Below are 17,560 nucleotides of genomic sequence, written 5' to 3'. Positions count from 1 at the left end.
TTGTGCGCAGCGACCGGCGCTAACCGAGGAGCCGGATCGACCCCAGCACCGCCAGACCCGAGACGAGCGCGAGCTGCGATGGCCCGAGCAGCTCGACTTTCAGCGTGCCGTTGTGGGGAATCGCAATATTCTCATTGTCGAGACTGATGCGGCATTCGCCCCGAGGTGCGTAGACCAGATGCGTGCCGGCGGCCAGCCGCCGGTCGCCGGGCTCCTTAAGCGCGATGAGATCGATCTCCGCCGCACCGCGCCGCGCCATGAGGTTCACGACCTCGACGGGCCCGGCCTCGAGCTCGGTCACGATCTCGAGCTCGCCGGTGAAGCGCACGGTCGTAAAAGGTTCACGTTCGTCGAATTCCTGCCCGAGGGCCTTCAGCACCAGCCCGCGCCCATCGACGACCATCTGCAAGCGATCGATGCCGGGCATATGGGAGAAGGGACCCGGCGCCACGATCGGCGTCGACGCAAAGCGCCAGTGCAGGCTGTCCCAGCTCTTCTCGCGTGCATCGGCCCGATGAGCGTCCGCGATGTCGGTGAAGATGCCGCCGCCGTTCTTCCAGGGCGAGCGGGTGTAGTTTTCGGGTCTGAGCAATGTGGTTTTCATATCGTGAGTCGTCCGGGAACGCCGGAGTTTGCACCCGAGTTTGTAGCCGGATGAAGCGCAGCGCAATCCGGGTCAGCTCGCGCCCTGAAGCACTGGCCCCGGATTGCGCTCCCAGCTACATCCCGCTCAGGACGGTATCCGCCGCGAGGGCCTGCCGGTGACGTAGACGCTTTCGGAGCCGGCCGACGCAGCACTTCCTTTACCAAAAGCCCCGCTGCATCGGCTGCGCCGGCTGATAATACTGGTACTGGCTGCGCGGGCGCGGATTGACCGGCTGGACGTAGGGATCACGCTGCTGGAAGAAGAAGCCGAAGCCGTTGCCGCCGTTGTCCCAGCCGTCATCGCTGGCGATCATGGCAGGCGCGGTCGGCTTGCGCGTGATGAAGCCGCCCTGCGGCTCGTTGCTCAGCACTGCGACGAACTCTGTCCGGTAATTGGTCTCGCTGCTCAGCGGCTCATCGGAGATGATGATCGAGGAGCGCGGCAATGCGGTCGGCCCGATGCGATCCCACACGTCCTGCGGGATGGTGATGCGGTCGAGCGCATTGCGGGCGTCGTCGCCGTTGTCGATCGTGACCACGCTCCAGCGCAGGCCCGAATCGGTCTTCGCCATCGCCGTGAAGATGTGCGTGCCGAGCGGCTGGTCGGGATTGCGGATCGTGACGGGAACCTCGATGCTGGTGTCGAACACCTCGCCGCCGCCGTCGGGCGCTGGCTTGTGCGTGTTCCGCCGCACGTAGAGCTTCTGCGTCGCACGGCTGATGTAAACCGAGACCGGCTCACCCGCGAGCTTTGCATCGGTCGCCGCCTTGACGGCGTCGGCCTTCCTGGCCGCGGCCGCCTTCGCGGCTTCCTTGGTGGCGGCCGCTGCATCGCGCTTCGGCTGCGCGGCGGCCCTGGCGGCGTCGAGCTGCGTCGCCGCGTCGGCAGCCTTGGCCACCGCCTTTTGCTTCAACTCCTCGGCCTTGGCGCGTGCCTGATCGGTTTTGGCGTTCACGAGCGTCTTGTCGGCGAAGGCGAGCTCGGCATCTGCGCGGGCCTTCTGCTGTTCCAGCTTGCGCAGCGCGGCAGGGAGCGAGGCAGCTTCCTTCGCGGCAGCGGAAGCAGCCTTCTTGGCCTCGTCGGCCACCCTTGTGGCCTCGTCGGCCTCGGCGGAGAGCTTGTCGGCCCGGCTGGGCGCCGCCGCGATCGCCTCCGGCTTCGGCACGAACAGCGAGGGGTGAGAGAAGTCGGTCGGGACCGTGTCATACGGCGAGATGATCACCCGCATTCCGATATAGGTCTTGTCGAACAGGTTCTCGGCAAAGCCGAACGGCATGCGCACGCAGCCGTGCGAAGCGGCATAACCGGGCAGCGGCCCGCCATGCAGCGCGATTCCGTTCCAGGTGATGCGCTGCATGTTCGGCATCCAGGCATCGTCATACATGGTCGAGCGGTGGTCCTTGTCCTTCTCGATGATGGCGAACACGCCGGCCGGCGTCTCGCGGCCCGTGGTGCCGGTCGACACCGGCGCGCGCAGGATCCAGCCGTCGGCATCATAGAAAGTGACCTGCTGGCTCTTGATCGACACGATCGCCATGATCGGCTCGCCGGCCACACGCGGCGCCACCGCCTCGGTCACCTGGCGCGGCTGCTTGGCGGCGGTCGCCGGGGCCGCCGCCGTCAATGCGACGACCGCGGCCAGCGCCACGAGTCCGGAAGGCCTCCAACTCCGCATCGCCACGGTGGATTGCGCCCTCGTCGGTCGGTTTTTCATGCCATCCTCGGTCGAAATGCCAGTCCGCCTGTGCCGATCACGTGCCAGATTGGAATCATTGCATTAAGAAGTCGCAGCCGCCTTACGTTCCGTCTGTGGCGAGATTCGGCATGTTCCCGCGACAAATCACTCATATACGACGGCTGCCACAGGCGGAAGGCGGCCTCCGGTCGAAGCTGGCGTGAAGCTGGCCCCGATCGCTGCGGCAGAATGTCCGGTTAGCTGGCGGGGGGTGCGTCGTGACGGCGACGCCCACCGGCGCGCAACTAAACGCCCAGCGCCTTGCGGTTGAACGTGCGGAGAAATCGCAGCGACAACGTTCGCACGTTCGCAACGTTCAGCAGCCAGACCGCAACCGCATAAGCAAAGCCGCCGGCAAGGCTCACGATGATCAGCGACACGAGGCCGGTGCCGCCAGTTTGCGAGCGCGCAACCAGAATCGCGGCCGCCATCACCGCTGCGGAGAGGGCAATGCCGGCGAGGCGATTGAGCTCGAACGGGACCGGGTGGGCCCGATGCATCAGGACGACGGCAACGAGGAAGCCGATCGCCTCGGTCGCCAGCGTCGCCAGCGCCGCGCCGTAAAGGCCGTAAGGAGCGATCAGCGCGAACATCAGGATCACGCTGACCACCAGCGTGAGAAAGGATTGCGCCGCCAGCATGAAGGGGCGCTCGGCAAGCTGGAAGCTGATCTGCACGTAGAACTGATTGGCGATGCCGAAAAGCCGCGCAAGCACCAGGGTCGGCAGCAGCGCCGAGACGCCGGCGCGGAAGTCGATGCCGACGAGCGTGCCGGCGACCTGGTCCGCCGCAAGCGCGAGCCATATCGCGACGGGTGCCACGACGGCCAGCAGGAGTTCGAGACTTTCGGTCAGCCGCTCCCGCGTCGTCTCGCTGCTATTCTCGGACAATGACCGGAACACCAGCGGCACGGTCGCCGCGGCGACGCTGGATGCGATCATCACCATGAACTGGCGCGGCAGATCGGCGGCAACGCCGAAGATGCCGGCAGCGTCCTTGCCGAGCAAATAGGCGACGATGAGCCGGTCGCAGGCCGAATAGACGGCAACGGACAATCCTGCCAACGTCAGCGGCAGACCGTAGCGGGCCAGCTGCATGAACTGGCTGCGCTGGAAGCGCGCGATCCTGCTGCGGTCGCCTGCGAGGTTCAGGATGATGCCGGCGAGCGACCCCAGACCGAACGCCGCGAGCAGCCCCAATCCGCCCCAGCCGAGCCAGATGCCGACGAGGCCGAAGCCGACGCTGGAGACGCTGCGCACGATCGCGATCGCCGCGAAGCGGTAGGGACGCAATTTGGCGCGCTCGAACTCCTGGCCGACATCGACCGCATTGGCCATGATCGCGACGAACATGCTGGCGAGCAGCAGCTCGACACTGATGTCGCTGCGAAACAGCAAGACCAGCGGTGTGGTGGCACAGAGCACCGCGACCGTGAGGACGAAGGCGACCATCGCCGTGCCGCGAAAATCGACCTCCGCCGACATCGCCTGATAGCGCGACACCGACAGCTTGATCCAGGCGAAGAAGATCGCGCCCAGAATGCCCGCAAGGCTGATACCGACGACATAGACGCCGTACTCAGCCGGGCTCACGAGCCGCGTATAGGCCGTGACCGCGAAAAAGCCCACGGCCGCCGGCAGGATGTAGGCCACGAGATAAATCGAGAAATGGCGGTTCAGCATGCGAGCACGGGACCGGCAGCGGTCTTGCGATTATGACGGCTGTTAATCGATGGGGCCTTGGCGAACGAACTGCGCCGCAGCATGGCGCAAGAGTGTCACATAAGTCTCCAGATCGGGCGGCGAATGCGGCTTTGACGCCGCTTTCGCGCGTTAGCGTTAAATTTGCCCTTCCTCGAGCGGAAAGGTTTGGCGATCGAAAGAAACATGACTTGCGACTGCAAGGTTAACCCAACGAGCCAAAACCCAGGCGTCGCAAGGCGCCGCTTGGTACGATGCCGTCTTGGATCGATGAGGACTGCGGTGACCAGGCTCGACAGACGCGAATTTCTCCTCGGCGGCGCCGCAGCCCTCGCGGCGGGCGCATCGGCGTCCGCGGTGCCGGCGTCCAAACGCGCCCAGCGCCGTCCCGGCTTCGGCGCCGCGGCGACGCTCTGGGACCTGCAAGCCGACCCGCGGCTCGGTGACGCCATCAGCACCTATTGCACGCAGGTGGTGCCGGTGCTCGAGCTGAAATGGCCGATGCTGCGGCCGGACGCCCACACGTTCGCCTTCGAGCGCGCCGACGCGATCCTGGATTTCGCGCGAGACAACGATCTGACGATGCGCGGCCACGCGCTGGCCTGGTATCACGACATTCCGGACTGGACCAAGCGGATCAAGGACACCAAGGGCGTCGAGCGGGCCTATCTCGACCACATCGGTACCGTCGTCTCCTACTACAAGGACAAGCTGACGTCGTGGGACGTCGTCAACGAGCCGATCCCGGATAACCCCCGCAGCCCGAAAGACAGGCGCGACACGTTCTGGACGCAGCATCTCGGCGGCCGCTGGATTCCCCTGGCGTTCCGTACGGCGGCCGCGGCCGACCCCTTCGTCAAGCTCGCGATCAATGAATATGACATCGAGTCGGCGAAAGACTCGTTCGTCGCCAAGCGGGCGGCTTATCGCAACCTCATCATGGACCTGCTCGATCAGGGCGTTCCGCTCCACGCGGTTGGGCTGCAATCGCATCTGCACGCCGAGCTCGAGATCGACACGCACGGGCTCGCCGAATTCGTCACCGAGCTGCGCTCTTGGGGCCTCGATGTGCTCATCACCGAGCTCGACGTCGACGACCAGAAGCTGACGGGAAGTCCTGCGGAGCGCGACGCCGTCGTGGCCAAGCGCGTCGACGACCTGCTCACCGCCGTCTCCGCGAGCGGCCCGGTGCGCTCGATCCTGACCTGGGGCCTCTCGGACCGTTACAGCTGGATCAACGGCACCTTCGCCCGCGCGGACAAGCAGCCGAACCGCCCGCTGCCGCTCGACGGCGAGTTCAAGCCGAAGCCGTTCATGGACGTCATCAGCAAGTTCACCAAAGACGTTTGAAGACTAAAGCGCGATGAGATTTGGATGAATCGTCATCGCGCTTTAGCTTGTTGTTTACGCATGATTTTTCCGGAAAACCGCTTCGCACTTTTCCGGATCATGCTTTAGCGCGTCTTGGGCACTTCGAACGCGGCCGCGTCTCCCATGTCTTCGGGCGACAGGCTCGGGCTTCGGCGATCGCGCGAGGAGAGACGGAACACGTCGCGGATGTCGTCGATCGAGGTCGACGAATAGGACTGGATGCATAGCGCGACCTGCTCGGGCGAGGCCGTGCGCATCATCGCTTCGATGGCCGGGCGGTCGAGGGGCGTATCGTCCCAGTGCGAGACTGCGAGGCTGTCTTCGGTGATCCGATGTCTCGCCAGATGTTCCGGCGAGGTCGCGACGAAGTTGCCGTAAAGCAGATATTCGGAGAACTTTTTCTTCCGGCACAGCGCCAGAGCCCAGCTCAAGCCCGTCGCCGACTTGATCGCGTCGGTCATCGCACGGGCCGTGTCCTTGTCCCAGACCAGCGCGTTGCCGACATAATCGTCCGCCGGGAACGAGCGCTGCTTGATACCGAGAAGCTGATCGACGGTGCGAAGCCAGAGGCCATGCAACGGGTGATCGGCGCCGATCGCCTCGCGCGTGACGAACAGCGGCGTCTGCTCGGCGCCGGCATACTGGCCGACGTCGAATTCGCGGAAGAACAGATTATCCGAATCCAGGATGCAGACGCGCTGCTCCGGCGCATTGAGGACGCCGGCGATCTTCAGGATCTGCTGGATGTGCCAGCCGTGCACCGGTGACGACAGCAGCGACAGCCAGACGCGGCGCTTGCTCATGAACTGGAGCGCCGGCGGCAGCGCGAACAGCCATTTCGGCAGATAGCGCGAGGCCGGGACGATGACCCGCTTGTCGGAGGCGAACCGCGCGAACAGCGGCACGTCCTCATCGTTGACGAGAACATAATGCCGCGTGTATCCCGTCAGCCAAGTGTCGATGCTCTCGCTGAGCAGCGAAAAACGTTCGATATCCTTGGCGTAGCTGGCAGTCAGCAGTGCAACGGAATGCATGGAACGCGCTCGAATGGCGATCAGACCGCACTCATAGCGACGGCGGGAGCCGCTGGAAACTCACAAACGGAATCAAGGTAAAATGAAATGAAGCATTAACTAATCCGACGGCAGCCCCTGCGCGAGACTGCGAAAGCGCAGCGGTGCCAGGGCTGAGGCCCGCTGCCACCAGTCGGCGACGCGGTCGTCGAGCGCGCTCACACCGCGGCCGTGACCGGGAAAGATCCGGATCTGCTGGATCGCCTCTGCCTCGAAGCCGTTAGCCCTCCGCGTGATCTTGAGGGCGGCACCTTCGCGGTCGCGCTGGGTCAGCGGCACCAGGAGGCGGCCGCGCGGACGGAGCGCCTCAAGCCAGAGTGGGTGCGGGTGCGGGAAGCCGGCATGCACGATGATCACGTCGGCCGGCTTGCCGACGTCCTTGCATCCGTCGCCGTTGACGACCCTGACGTTACCATAGCCGCGCAAGCAGTTCGCCGCTCGCACCGCGAGACGCTCGTCGCATTCGATCGCATGTACGCTGCCCTTTGGACCGACCATCATCGACAGCACGGCCGAGAAATAACCCAGTCCGCAGCCGATCTGCACGACACGGTCCTTCTCCCTGATGTCGAGCATGTCGATGAAATGCGCCCACAGGCTCGGCAGGCCGGTGTCGAGCCTGCGGCGCGCGTCGATCGCGACCAGTACGTTGTCGTAGAGATGAACGGGATCTGCGTTGGGCGTCAGCCGATAGCTGCGCGCCGCCTCGCTCTTGATGCGCCAGGGTCCCCTCGGCAGAAACTCCTCTCGCGGAACGGCGGCAAGCGCGTCGAGCAGGCGCTTTGAGGAAATCCGCTCGCGCCTGGCAATCAACTCCACATAGCGGGCACGCTCGGCGACAAGATCGCTCATGTCACAGATCGGCCTGCTCGCGAATGGGCGCGCCCGCCCCGAGCTCGTTGACGAGCTGCATCGCCTTCTTCAGGTCCGGGGTGTAAAAGCCCTCGCTGAACTTGTTCACGATCGGCACCAGCAGGAGACTTGCGTGCTCGCGTTTGCCGGCTTCATGCGACAGGCGCGCGAGACTGACGGCGGTGCGAAGCTCCCAGGACAGCGCACCCTGCTTGCGTGCGATCTCCAACGACAGGCCGAACAGGTCCTCGGCCTCCTGTACCGAGGCCGGGTCGTGAGCCGACAGCGTGATCTCGCCTTGCAGGCGATAGACCTCGGCAAGGTAGGAGTGATCGCCGGTCCGTTTCGCCGTCGCGAGCGCACCATCGAGCGCGCGCAAGGCGGCATCGCGCATCCCGATCTTGGCATAGGCCTCCGCCAGCAGACAGCGGAACCAGCATCCGGCGAGCCAGGAATCCATCGCCTCGTATTCGTCGAGGCCGAAGCGCATCTGGCTGAGACCTTCGTCGGCCTCGCCAAGCTGCGTCAGCGCCCAGCCGCGCAGGATCGCCGCCTGCTGCTTCCAGTGCAGGAAATTGTGCTCGGTAGCAATGATCATGGCGCGGTTGGCATGGTCGCGCGTGCCCTCGACGTCGCGCAAATGCTGGCAAAGATACGCGCCGAATACGAGTGCGAAGGCGAGGGTGAAGGGGTGACGGATCTTCTCCGCATTCGCGATCGCCTGCTCGCTGTGCTGGCGCGCCGCGTCGGGCCGGCCGAGGAACCACAGGAGGTAGCCGAGATAGGACAGCGAAACGACGCCGGGATCGGTGCCGTGCCGCTCGATCAGATCGGAATGCAGATCGGGGCTGTAGAGATTGATGCAGCGATGCAGATGATGCTGCGAGGCGGCGAAGCGGCCGCGATAGAGCATGGTCATCGCGATCGCGCGGTGAGCCTCGATCAAATAGCCGGTCTGCTGTGCCGGCTGCGCTCGCTCGTTCAGCCGCGCGCGCTTGGCGAACTTCATCAGCTCGACGCTGAGATCGTGCGCGCGCGTGAGATCGGCACGGATGAAATGGCACACCCAGAGCCCGCGGGTCGCAGCAAAGGCCTTTTCGTCGTCCTCGAGCTGCCGACCCAACTCGAGCGCACGGATGTAGTTTTCCTCGACTTCCTGCACCGCATAGCCTTTGGCGGCAATCAGCGCGTTGCCGAGCGCGATCCGCAGCTCGAGCTCCATCTCGTCCGCGCCCTGCATGCGCGCGTTGGCCTGAACGACGCTGAGGCCGCGGCGCAGATGGCCGATCGCCTCCAGATTGGCGCCACTCTTGGCCGCCTGTTTGCCGGCCTTGAGCCAAAAGCTGGCGGCGCCCTCGCTCTGGCCGGATTCGGTCAGGTGATAGGCGAGCAGCTCCGGTTCGCGTTCGGTCTTCTCCGGATACATCTCGGCGAGCACCTGGGCGATGCGGGAATGCAGCTTGCGCCGCTCGCTGTGCAGCAGGCTCGCATGCGCGGCGTTCTGGATCATCACGTGCTTGAAGGAGTAGATCGCGTCCGGCGGATGGCCGCGGCGCATGATCAGTCCCGCCTCCTCCAGATGATTGAGCGCCGCCTCGATCTGCTCGGCCGGCGTATTGGCGACGGCGTGCAGGGTTTCATAGGAAAATTCGCGGCCGATCGTGGCGCCGATCTGCGCGATCCGCTTGAACGGTCCCATCCGGTCGAGCCGCGCCATCAGCGAATCAGTCAGGGTCGCCGGAATTGCGAGCTGCCGCCACTGTCCCGACAACACATAGCGCCCGTGCCGCTCGGTCAGGAGGTTGGATTCGAGAACCGTCTTGGTCAGCTCTTCCAGGAAGAGCGGGACGCCGTCGGTCTTGACGATGATCTCCTCGACGACCTCCTTGGGCAGTTCGCGTCCCGCAACACGCTCGACCAGCGTCGTGCGGAGCTGCCGGCTGAGGCGATTCAGGACCAGGGTGGTGATGTGCGAATGCGCATTCCAGCTCGGCTGGAATTCCGAGCGCGCGGTGATGATGACCAGGATCGCCCGGTTCTGCACCCGATCGACCAGGAGGTCGATCACCTCGCGGGAGGTCGGGTCGATCCAGTGCAGATCCTCGAACGCGATCACCAGCGGCATCTCGCGCGCGAGACCGAGGAAATGGTTCACCAGCGCCGCGACGGTCGCATCCTTCTGCTGCTGCGGCGATAGGTCGAGCGGTGGATACCGGTCTCCGGTCGGTATAGACAGCAGCGCGGCAAACAGCGGCGCGACCTGCTCGATGTCGCCATGCGCGGCGGCGATCGCGTTCTCCAGGCTCGCCAGCGACAGCGCGGAAGCGTCCTCGCGGTCGAGGCCGAGGGAGAATTTGAGCTGCTCGACGAACGGATAGAATGCGGTCGAGGTGTAGTAGGGCGAGCACTGGAACGAGACCTGCGCATGCCGGTCGCCTGATATCCGCTCGAAGATTTCCTGGATGATGCGCGACTTGCCGATGCCGGGCTCGCCGAACTTGACGACGACCTGGCCGTCGCCGTCCTTGGCCTGCTGCCAGCGGCCCATCAACAGCGCAATCTCCTCCTCGCGGTTGACGAGCGGCGTCAGCCGCGCGCCCATCGCGGCGGCGAAGCGGGTCTCCACCCGCGTGGCGCGCACCACGTGCCAGGCCTGCGCCTTCTCCGAGATGCCCTTGAGCGCATGGATACCGAGATTGCGGTAGTCGAATTTCCCCTTCAGCAGCGACTGCGTCGAGGCGGAGATCACGACGCCATTGGGCGGCGCCAGTGCTTGCAGCCGCGCCGCGAGATTGACGGTTTCGCCGACCGCGGAGTCGCGCTCCTCGGTGCCCTGCCCGACGAGGTCGCCGACCACGACGAGGCCGGTCGCAATCCCGATGCGGACAGCGGGTGAATGGCTGAGCGCGCCCCGCGGCTCGACCGCGCGAGCCGTCGACAGCGCCCGCACGATCTCGAGCCCGGCGCGCACCGCACGCTCAGCATCGTCCTCATGTGCGGTCGGATAGCCGAAATAGACCAGGATACCGTCGCCGACGAAACGGGCCGCAAAGCCCTCGTAATGTTTGACCACACGGACGCAGGTTTCGCGAAAGCCCGCGATCATGTCGCGGACGTCTTCCGGATCGAACTGCGCGGAAAGCGAGGTGGAATCCACCATGTCGCAGAACATGGTGGTGAGCTGGCGGCGTTCGGCACCGACCTCCGCGCGTGTTTGCGGACGGACCGCCGCGGTTGGCGCCTTCGCCGTTTCCGCATGAAACAGCGCCGCCATCGCCCGCTGGAGCCGCTTGCGATCGCCGAGCGGCAATCCAAGCTCGACCAGATCGGATTCGGTCAGGTCCCGCATGACGTCGAGATCGAGACGGTGCTGCGCGAAAAGATCGGTGTAGTGCCCGAGGCCGATACCCTCGAGCCAGCGCTTCAGCCCGCTTTCCGATCCCGTGTCCGGCTCATTCTCCAGCATGGTGATTCTGCCCGACCATCACTCCGTCGAAGGGCTTCAGGGTCCCTCAACCACAGATTTTGGACCCAAACTTCACCTCGGACTGGACGCGTTCCCTAGCTTGTTGGAAGAATAGCCTAATCGGATCAAAAGGGAATGGCGTTGTCGGACATTGCATCCGGAGCGGAAGAAGGATCAGCCGGTACGACGGCCGAAACGCAGATATTCGCGCATATCAGCGGCCTTCTCGAATTTTACGCCCGCAAGACACCGGCGGCGCCCGCACTCCTCGCCCCCGGCCGGCCGGTCCTCAGCTATGGCGCGCTGGACGGATCAGTCCGGCAACTGGTCCGTAGCTTGCGTGAGCTCGGCATCGGCCCCGCAGGCCGCATCGCGGTTGCACTGCCGCGCGGCGCCGACAGTGCACTGGCGTTGATCGCGGTCGCCTCGACCTGCGCCTGCGTCCCGGTCAATCCCGACCTGACCGCGGACGAGCTGCAGCGCTATTTCAGCGAATTGAAATTGACGGCGCTCGTGACCCGGGCCGACATGAACTCTGCGAGCCGCGACGTCGCCAGGGCGCTCGATATCGCCGTGATCGATTTCGTGGCGGGGCCGATCGACGATCTCGGTGGCTGCGCGTTCATCGCGCCGACGATCGGGCCGGCGAATGCCAGCGGTGCCGCGCGCGGCGACGACGATGCGTTCATCCTGTTGACGTCGGGCACGGCGGCGCGGCCGAAGATGGTGCCGCTGACCCATCGCAATGTCTGCCTGTCCGCTTACAATGCCGGCCATGTGCTGTCGCTCACGTCGCATGATCGCCTGCTCAACGTCCTCCCTTTGTTTCATGCCCATGGCCTGATTTCCGGTCTCCTCACGGCGCTGGCCGCGGGCTCCAGCGTGATCTGCACCGACGGTTTCGACGCATCCTCCTTCTTTGGCTGGATGCGGGAGCTGCAGCCGACCTGGTACACGGCGGTGCCGACCATTCACCGCGCCCTCTTGACCGCGGCGGAAGCGAACCCGGACCGCGCCCGACCGTCGTCGCTGCGCGTGATCCGCTCGGCCTCGGCCTCCCTCGCGCCTCCGATTCTCCAAGGGCTGGAGGCGACGTTCGGCGTTCCCGTACTCGAGACCTACGGAATGACGGAAGCTGCCTCGCAGATCGCGGCCAACCCGTTCGAGCTGCGCAAGGTCGGATCGGTCGGCCGCGCCGCCGGCCCGGAGATCGCGATCATGGACGAGAGGGGCCGCACGCTCGCGAGCGGCGCGCACGGCGAGATCATGCTGCGCGGTCCGAACATGAGCCGCGGCTACTACAATGACGATGCGGCGACGCAGGCGGCGTTCCGCAACGGCTGGTTCCGGACCGGCGATCTCGGTTATCTCGATGCCGATGGCTATCTCTTCATCGTCGGCCGCATCAAGGACGTCATCAACCGCGGCGGTCAGAAGATCTCGCCGCTGGAGGTGGAAGAGGTCCTGCTCAGCCATCCCGCGGTGCTGGAGGCCGGGGTGTTCGCCGTTCCACACGAAAAGCTCGGCGAGAACGTCGCCGCCGTCGTGGTGTTGCGGCCGAATTCCGAGGCAACCTCCGACCAGTTGCGCCAGTTCGCACGAAAACGGCTTGCCGCCTACAAGATACCCAGCCTGATCCGCAGCGTGCCGGCACTGCCGAAAGGTGCCAGCGGCAAGGTCAAGCGCAATGCGCTAGCCGGCTTGATCGCGGAGACGGCGGATGCCGGCGAGACGCGACTGCCGCGCAACGCGCTGGAGACGCAGCTCGCGGAGATCTGGGCCGGCCTCCTGGAGCTGCCGCAGGTCGGCGTCGACCAGGACGTCTTCGCGCTCGGTGCGGACTCGCTCGCGGTGACTCAGATGCGCTCGCGCCTGCGCGAACGCTACCATGTCGACTTCTCGTTCGAGGACATCTTCGATTGCTCCACGGTCACGGCGCTTGCGAACCGGATCGAGACCGCCGCAAGCCGGCGCGCGACGGCGCTGCCCGCCTGGCGCCACGACGAGGATCCGGATGCGCCGCTGTCGTTCCAGCAGCAGCGGATGTATCTGCTCTCGCGGCTCGACCCGACCCGCTACAATTACAATGTCGTCGAAGTCGCACTCCTCGACGGCGCGGTCGACGTCGCCGCGCTTTCTGCGAGCCTCGCTGCGGTCTGCTCGCGCCATGAGGCGCTGCGCTCGGTCTTCGTCGAACGCCAGGGCGAGCCGGTACAGCTTGTGCTGTCATCACCGCCGCGGGTCGAGCGCATCAAGCTGAAGCCCTGCCCTGCAGAGAAGCGGCCCGCAATTGTTCGGCGCGAGGCCTTCAAGCTCGCGCAACATCCGTTCGACCTTGCCCGCGAGCCACCGCTGAAACTCGCACTGCTGTCGTTCGACAAGAACAGCCATGCGCTGGTGGTCAATGTCCATCACCTCGTCACCGACGGCTGGTCACAGCGGCTGTTCTGGGAAGAGCTCGCCATCCATTACGCAGCGGCGCGCAAGAAGCACCCCGCCGCACTATCTGCGCCTGCCTTCCAGTATCGCGACTTCGCGCTCTGGCAGCAGAGCTGGGCGCGGACGCCGGCGGCGAAGGAGCAGCTCGAGTATTGGAGGGCGCAGCTCGACGGCGTCACCACGCTACCGCTACGGACGGACCGACCACGGCCGCAGGTCTGGAGCGGTCACGGCGCGCGCCACTATCTCGAATTCTCCAAAACGCTGTCGAGCCAGCTGCGCGCGCTGAGCCAGAACCAGGGCGTCACGCCGTTCATGGCGCTGCTCGCCGTCTTCCAGTGCCTGTTGTTCCGCCATACCTCGCATGAGGATGTCGCCACCGGCTCGCTGATCGCCAACCGCAACCAGATCGAGAGCGAGCGCCTGATCGGGCTGTTCGCCAACACTCTGGTCCTGCGCAACGATTTTAGCGGCGATCCGAGCTTCGGCGAGATATTGCGGCGGGTGCGGCAGGTCACGCTGGACGCCTACCGCAACCAGGACCTCCCGATCGAGGAGGTGCTGCGCGCGCTGCAGATCGCACGGAGGAGCGACGGCAATCCGCTGTTCCGGATCATGTTCATCCTCCAGAACGCCTCGATCGAGGCGGCACGCTTCCGGGGGCTGTCGACCCGGCGGCTGGAGGTGGACCCGAAGGTGGCGCGTTTCGACATCACGCTCGAGCTGGTCGAGGCCGACGGCCGTTTCGCCGGCTTCTTCGAATACGCCACCGATCTGTTCGACACCGCGACGATCGAAGGCATGGCCGCCCAGTTCAAGACCCTGCTCAAAGCCGTCGTCGCCAATCCGGAGCAGCGGATCTCGCGCCTGCCGCTCCTGACCGAGGCCGAACGCCGTCGGCTGCTGGCGAAAGGCCGGGGCATGCCGGTCAATTTCACCACACGCGGCAATTTGAGCGAATGCTTCGACCGCCAGGCGAAGAAGACACCGAACGCCGTTGCGGTGTCGGACGGCCGCGCGTCGGTGAGCTATCGCGAACTCGCGCGCCGCAGCCAGGCGGCCGCACGCTGGCTCGCCCGCGAGGGGGTCGGCGCCGAGAGCGTCGTCGCCTTGCTCGCGGAGCGCGGGCCCGACCTGCTGGCCGCAATGATCGCAGTGCAGCGCGTCGGCGCGGCGTTCCTCAATCTCGATCCTGACCAGCCGCCGGCAAGGCTCACGACGATCCTCGGATCGAGCTGCGCCCGCGTGCTGCTGACGCGGCGGGCCCAGTCCGCCATGGTCGAGACCCTGCTCGAGCCGCTGGTCGAGCGCATCCAGGTGGCCGAGCTCGAAGACGTGATCGCACCAGGGACAAGCAAGCCGGCGCGCACGCTGCGGCGCGCCGCCTCCAGCCTCGCCTATCTCGTCTATACGTCCGGCTCCTCCGGTGCGCCGAAGGGCGTCATGGTCGAGCAGCACGGCCTGTCGAACCATCTGGCCTCACTCATCTCCGAGCTCGGCCTCTCCGCCAGGGACGTGATCGCGCAGACCGCACCGCAGAGCTTCGTCATCTCGGTCTGGCAGTTCCTCGCCGGGCCCATGGTGGGCGCGCGCGTCCATGTCTGCGGCAACGCGATCGTGCAGGACGCGATCCTGCTGGCGCGGGAGATCGAGCGCGAGGGCATCACGGTGCTCGAGATCGTGCCTTCGCTGCTGCGCATCATTCTCGATCGCATGGACGAGGTGCAGGTGCAGCGCGCCTTCGCAAGGTTGCGGCTGCTGATCTCGACCGGAGAGCCGTTGCCCGTTGATCTCTGCCGCGCCTGGTTCGCGCGCTGTCCGAGAGTGCCGCTGATCAATGCCTATGGTGCATCGGAATGCTCCGACGACGTCTCCCTGCATCGCCTGACCAAGGCGCCGGCGATCGCGGCGACCAACGTTCCGATCGGCGCGCCGCTGCCGAACACCCAGCTCTACGTGCTCGACGCAAGCCTTCAGCCGCAACCGATCGGCGTGACCGGCGAGCTCTGCATCGGCGGCGCCGGAGTCGGCCGCGGCTACGTCAATGACCCCGCGCAAAGCCGGCAGCGCTTTCTGCCGGATCCGTTCGCGCGCCAGGCCGGCGGCCGGCTCTACCGGACGGGTGATCTTGCCCGCCGCCGCGCCGACGGGACGATCGAATGCCTCGGCCGCGCCGACCATCAGGTCAAGGTCCGCGGCTACCGTATCGAGCTCAAGGAGATCGAGAACGCGCTGGCCGAGCATCCAAACGTGCGCGCCGGCATCGTCGAGCCGCGCCGGGAGGCGAGCGGCGATATCAGGCTGATCGCCCATATCGTCGCCGAGCCCGGTAGCCGGAGCAGCGCCAGCGAGCTGCGCGAGTTCCTGAAAGGCAGGCTGCCGGCCCACGCCATCCCGTCCGCCTTCCTGTTCCTGGATCGGGTGCCGCTCAACGCCCATGGAAAAATCGACCGCTCCGCGCTGCTGGCGCCCGCTCAGCCGGAAACGTCCGGGCCGGACTTGCCCGTGGCGGCGCGGCGCTTCACCGAAAAGGTGCTCTCCGACATCTGGATCGACTTGCTGAAGGTCGAAGACCTCGGTGTCACCGACAATTTCTTCGACCTCGGTGGCCATTCGCTGCTGGCTGGCCAGGCGATGGCGCGCATTGCCCGCGCGCTCGGCGCGTCGCTGCCGATCAAGACCATCTTCGAGGCGCCGACGATCGAAGAGTTGGCTCGGCGGGTCGACGAGGCCGTGGCGGCGAAGCCGCACAAGCCTGCCGCAAGCGTGCCGCGATTAGCTGCAAGCGGGCCTCCCGTTCTTTCCATCGCGCAGGACCAGATGCTGCGGATCGAGCGGAATCTGCCGGGGCTACCCCTGTTCAACCTGCCCTTCGCCTTCCGTCTCCAGGGCCCGCTCGATCCGGCCGCCCTGGCGCAGGCGATCGATGACGTCGTGCGCCGGCACGAATCGCTGCGGACGGCGTTCGGCTGGAACGGCGAGGCGCCCGAAAGCCGCATCGCCGCGCTGCGCACCCTCGGCCGAATCATGACGGTCGAGACGATCGGCGACGGTCATCCTCATAACAACAAGCGGCGCAAGGCCCTGGAGCTCAGGAAGATCAATCTCCTGATCCAGCGGGAGACCTACGTCCCGATCGACATCACGCGTGCGCCGCTGTTGCGCGCCCGCTTGTTGCGGCTCCACGACGACGATCACGTGCTGCTGCTGACGCTGCATCACGCCGTTGTCGACGGCTGGTCCATCGGCGTGCTGTTCGAGGAATTGTCGAGCCGCTATGCGGCGCTGGCCGGATATCCGTCGGTGCCGCTAAAGAGCCCCCCGCCGGCCTTTTCGGCCGTCGCACGCTGGCAGCGCTGGTGGTGCGACACCGACGCCGCACGCCGCCAGGCTGCCGACTGGACGGAGAATTTACGCGGAGCGGGTCTCCTTTTTGACCGCGAATCAAGGCCGGGCCCATCCACAGGGCACCATCCGATCAACCTCGAGCGTGAGCTGATCGGCCGGCTCACGGCGTTCGCCGGCCGGCACAATTGCACGCTGTTCATGTGCCTGCTCACAGGTCTCAAGGCCCTGCTGCTGGCCCGGACCGGCCGCACCGACATCGTGGTCGCGACCGCCATGGCCAATCGTGCCCAGCCGGACACCGACCGAATCATCGGCCCGTTCGAGAACACGGTGATCGTCCGCACGACGATCACGCCGGATCTGTCGTTCGCGCAGGCCTTGGCGCGGATTCGCCAGAGCGTGCTCGACGCGCATGCGCGGCAGGAGCTGCCGTTCAATATCCTGGCCGATCATCTGGAGCGCGAGGGGATCGATCCGGCCTCGCTGCTCCAGGTCTATTTCACGCTGCAGAATCCGCTGCGCCAGCCGCTCGATCTTCCGGATCTCGCGACAGCATCGATCGGCAACGTCGCGCGCGAGGGCCAGCCGGTGCTGCCGATCGACCAGACCTGGCTGTCGCTGATGCTCAAGGAGCGCCCGACCGGCATCACAGGCTCGTGCAATTACAAGCGCGAGTTGCTCGAGGGCCGAATGGTCGGCGAGTGGATGGAGGATCTCGTCGCGCTGCTGACGGCGGCGGTCGCCCAACCCAATGCGCCGCTCGGCCGGTTACTCGCGCGCAGGGCGGCCTTAAGCGCGTTACATCCGGACGAGTACGGATTCACGCGCCAAAGCTGCGAATGATCAAGTTGCGTCTTGATTATTTGGCGTCACCGCGCAAGATTATTCCCGCGTTTTGATTTGGACGATTATTTTCAACCGGGGGAGTGT

The 17,560-nt window shown here is 65.7% G+C and carries 8 protein-coding genes; 2 read left to right on the top strand and 6 right to left on the bottom strand.

Annotation, left to right across the window (positions count from 1 at the left end):
• Positions 1–19: 19 nt before the first annotated feature.
• From BRAD3257_RS06845 to BRAD3257_RS06835, 3 genes are all read right to left on the bottom strand, one after another.
• Entirely contained in the window at positions 20–604 is a 585-nt protein-coding gene (locus BRAD3257_RS06845) for a HutD/Ves family protein (RefSeq protein ID WP_122401226.1), read from the bottom strand.
• A 199-nt stretch (positions 605–803) separates the two neighbouring features.
• Entirely contained in the window at positions 804–2,360 is a 1,557-nt protein-coding gene (locus BRAD3257_RS06840) for a L,D-transpeptidase (RefSeq protein WP_122401225.1), read from the bottom strand.
• Between the two features lie 266 nt (positions 2,361–2,626).
• The gene (locus tag BRAD3257_RS06835) at positions 2,627–4,063 is read right to left on the bottom strand and encodes a lipopolysaccharide biosynthesis protein (protein WP_122401224.1); all 1,437 of its coding nucleotides are present in this window, start codon (positions 4,061–4,063) and stop codon (positions 2,627–2,629) included.
• A 300-nt stretch (positions 4,064–4,363) separates the two neighbouring features.
• Here BRAD3257_RS06835 and BRAD3257_RS06830 point away from each other — a divergent pair, with 300 nt between their 5' ends.
• A complete protein-coding gene (locus tag BRAD3257_RS06830) occupies positions 4,364–5,431 on the top strand; it encodes an endo-1,4-beta-xylanase (RefSeq protein ID WP_122406409.1) in 1,068 nt (355 codons plus the stop codon).
• 104 nt (positions 5,432–5,535) lie between these two features.
• On the opposite strand, the gene BRAD3257_RS06825 is transcribed toward BRAD3257_RS06830, so the two are convergent.
• The 3 genes from BRAD3257_RS06825 to BRAD3257_RS06815 all read right to left on the bottom strand — a co-directional run bounded on the left by BRAD3257_RS06825 (position 5,536) and on the right by BRAD3257_RS06815 (position 10,843).
• The gene (locus BRAD3257_RS06825) at positions 5,536–6,486 is read right to left on the bottom strand and encodes a DUF6492 family protein (protein WP_162500147.1); all 951 of its coding nucleotides are present in this window, start codon (positions 6,484–6,486) and stop codon (positions 5,536–5,538) included.
• A gap of 99 nt (positions 6,487–6,585) precedes the next feature.
• Positions 6,586–7,377, bottom strand: coding sequence for a protein-L-isoaspartate O-methyltransferase family protein (locus tag BRAD3257_RS06820; protein WP_122401222.1), 792 nt, complete (start codon positions 7,375–7,377; stop codon positions 6,586–6,588).
• Position 7,378: 1 nt separating this feature from the next.
• Positions 7,379–10,843: an ATP-binding protein gene (locus BRAD3257_RS06815; RefSeq protein WP_122401221.1), complete on the bottom strand. Its 3,465-nt coding sequence runs from the start codon at positions 10,841–10,843 to the stop codon at positions 7,379–7,381.
• Between the two features lie 135 nt (positions 10,844–10,978).
• Here BRAD3257_RS06815 and BRAD3257_RS06810 point away from each other — a divergent pair, with 135 nt between their 5' ends.
• The gene (locus BRAD3257_RS06810; protein WP_122401220.1) at positions 10,979–17,473 is read left to right on the top strand and encodes a non-ribosomal peptide synthetase; all 6,495 of its coding nucleotides are present in this window, start codon (positions 10,979–10,981) and stop codon (positions 17,471–17,473) included.
• The last annotated feature ends 87 nt before the right edge of the window (positions 17,474–17,560 follow it).

This window comes from Bradyrhizobium vignae, assembly GCF_900324035.1.
Taxonomy (GTDB): Bacteria; Pseudomonadota; Alphaproteobacteria; order Rhizobiales; family Xanthobacteraceae; genus Bradyrhizobium; species Bradyrhizobium vignae.
The sequence above is the reverse complement of the archived record's forward strand: the minus strand, read 5'-3'. Positions and strand labels throughout refer to the sequence as shown.

Excerpts from the sequence above, each read along its gene's own strand:
- BRAD3257_RS06845 (WP_122401226.1), bottom strand. The coding sequence starts at position 604 with ATGAAAACCACATTGCTCAGACCCGAAAACTACACCCGCTCGCCCTGG.
- BRAD3257_RS06840 (WP_122401225.1), bottom strand. The coding sequence starts at position 2,360 with ATGAAAAACCGACCGACGAGGGCGCAATCCACCGTGGCGATGCGGAGT.
- BRAD3257_RS06835 (WP_122401224.1), bottom strand. The coding sequence starts at position 4,063 with ATGCTGAACCGCCATTTCTCGATTTATCTCGTGGCCTACATCCTGCCG.
- BRAD3257_RS06825 (WP_162500147.1), bottom strand. The coding sequence starts at position 6,486 with ATGCATTCCGTTGCACTGCTGACTGCCAGCTACGCCAAGGATATCGAA.
- BRAD3257_RS06820 (WP_122401222.1), bottom strand. The coding sequence starts at position 7,377 with ATGAGCGATCTTGTCGCCGAGCGTGCCCGCTATGTGGAGTTGATTGCC.
- BRAD3257_RS06815 (WP_122401221.1), bottom strand. The coding sequence starts at position 10,843 with ATGCTGGAGAATGAGCCGGACACGGGATCGGAAAGCGGGCTGAAGCGC.
- BRAD3257_RS06810 (WP_122401220.1), top strand. The coding sequence starts at position 10,979 with ATGGCGTTGTCGGACATTGCATCCGGAGCGGAAGAAGGATCAGCCGGT.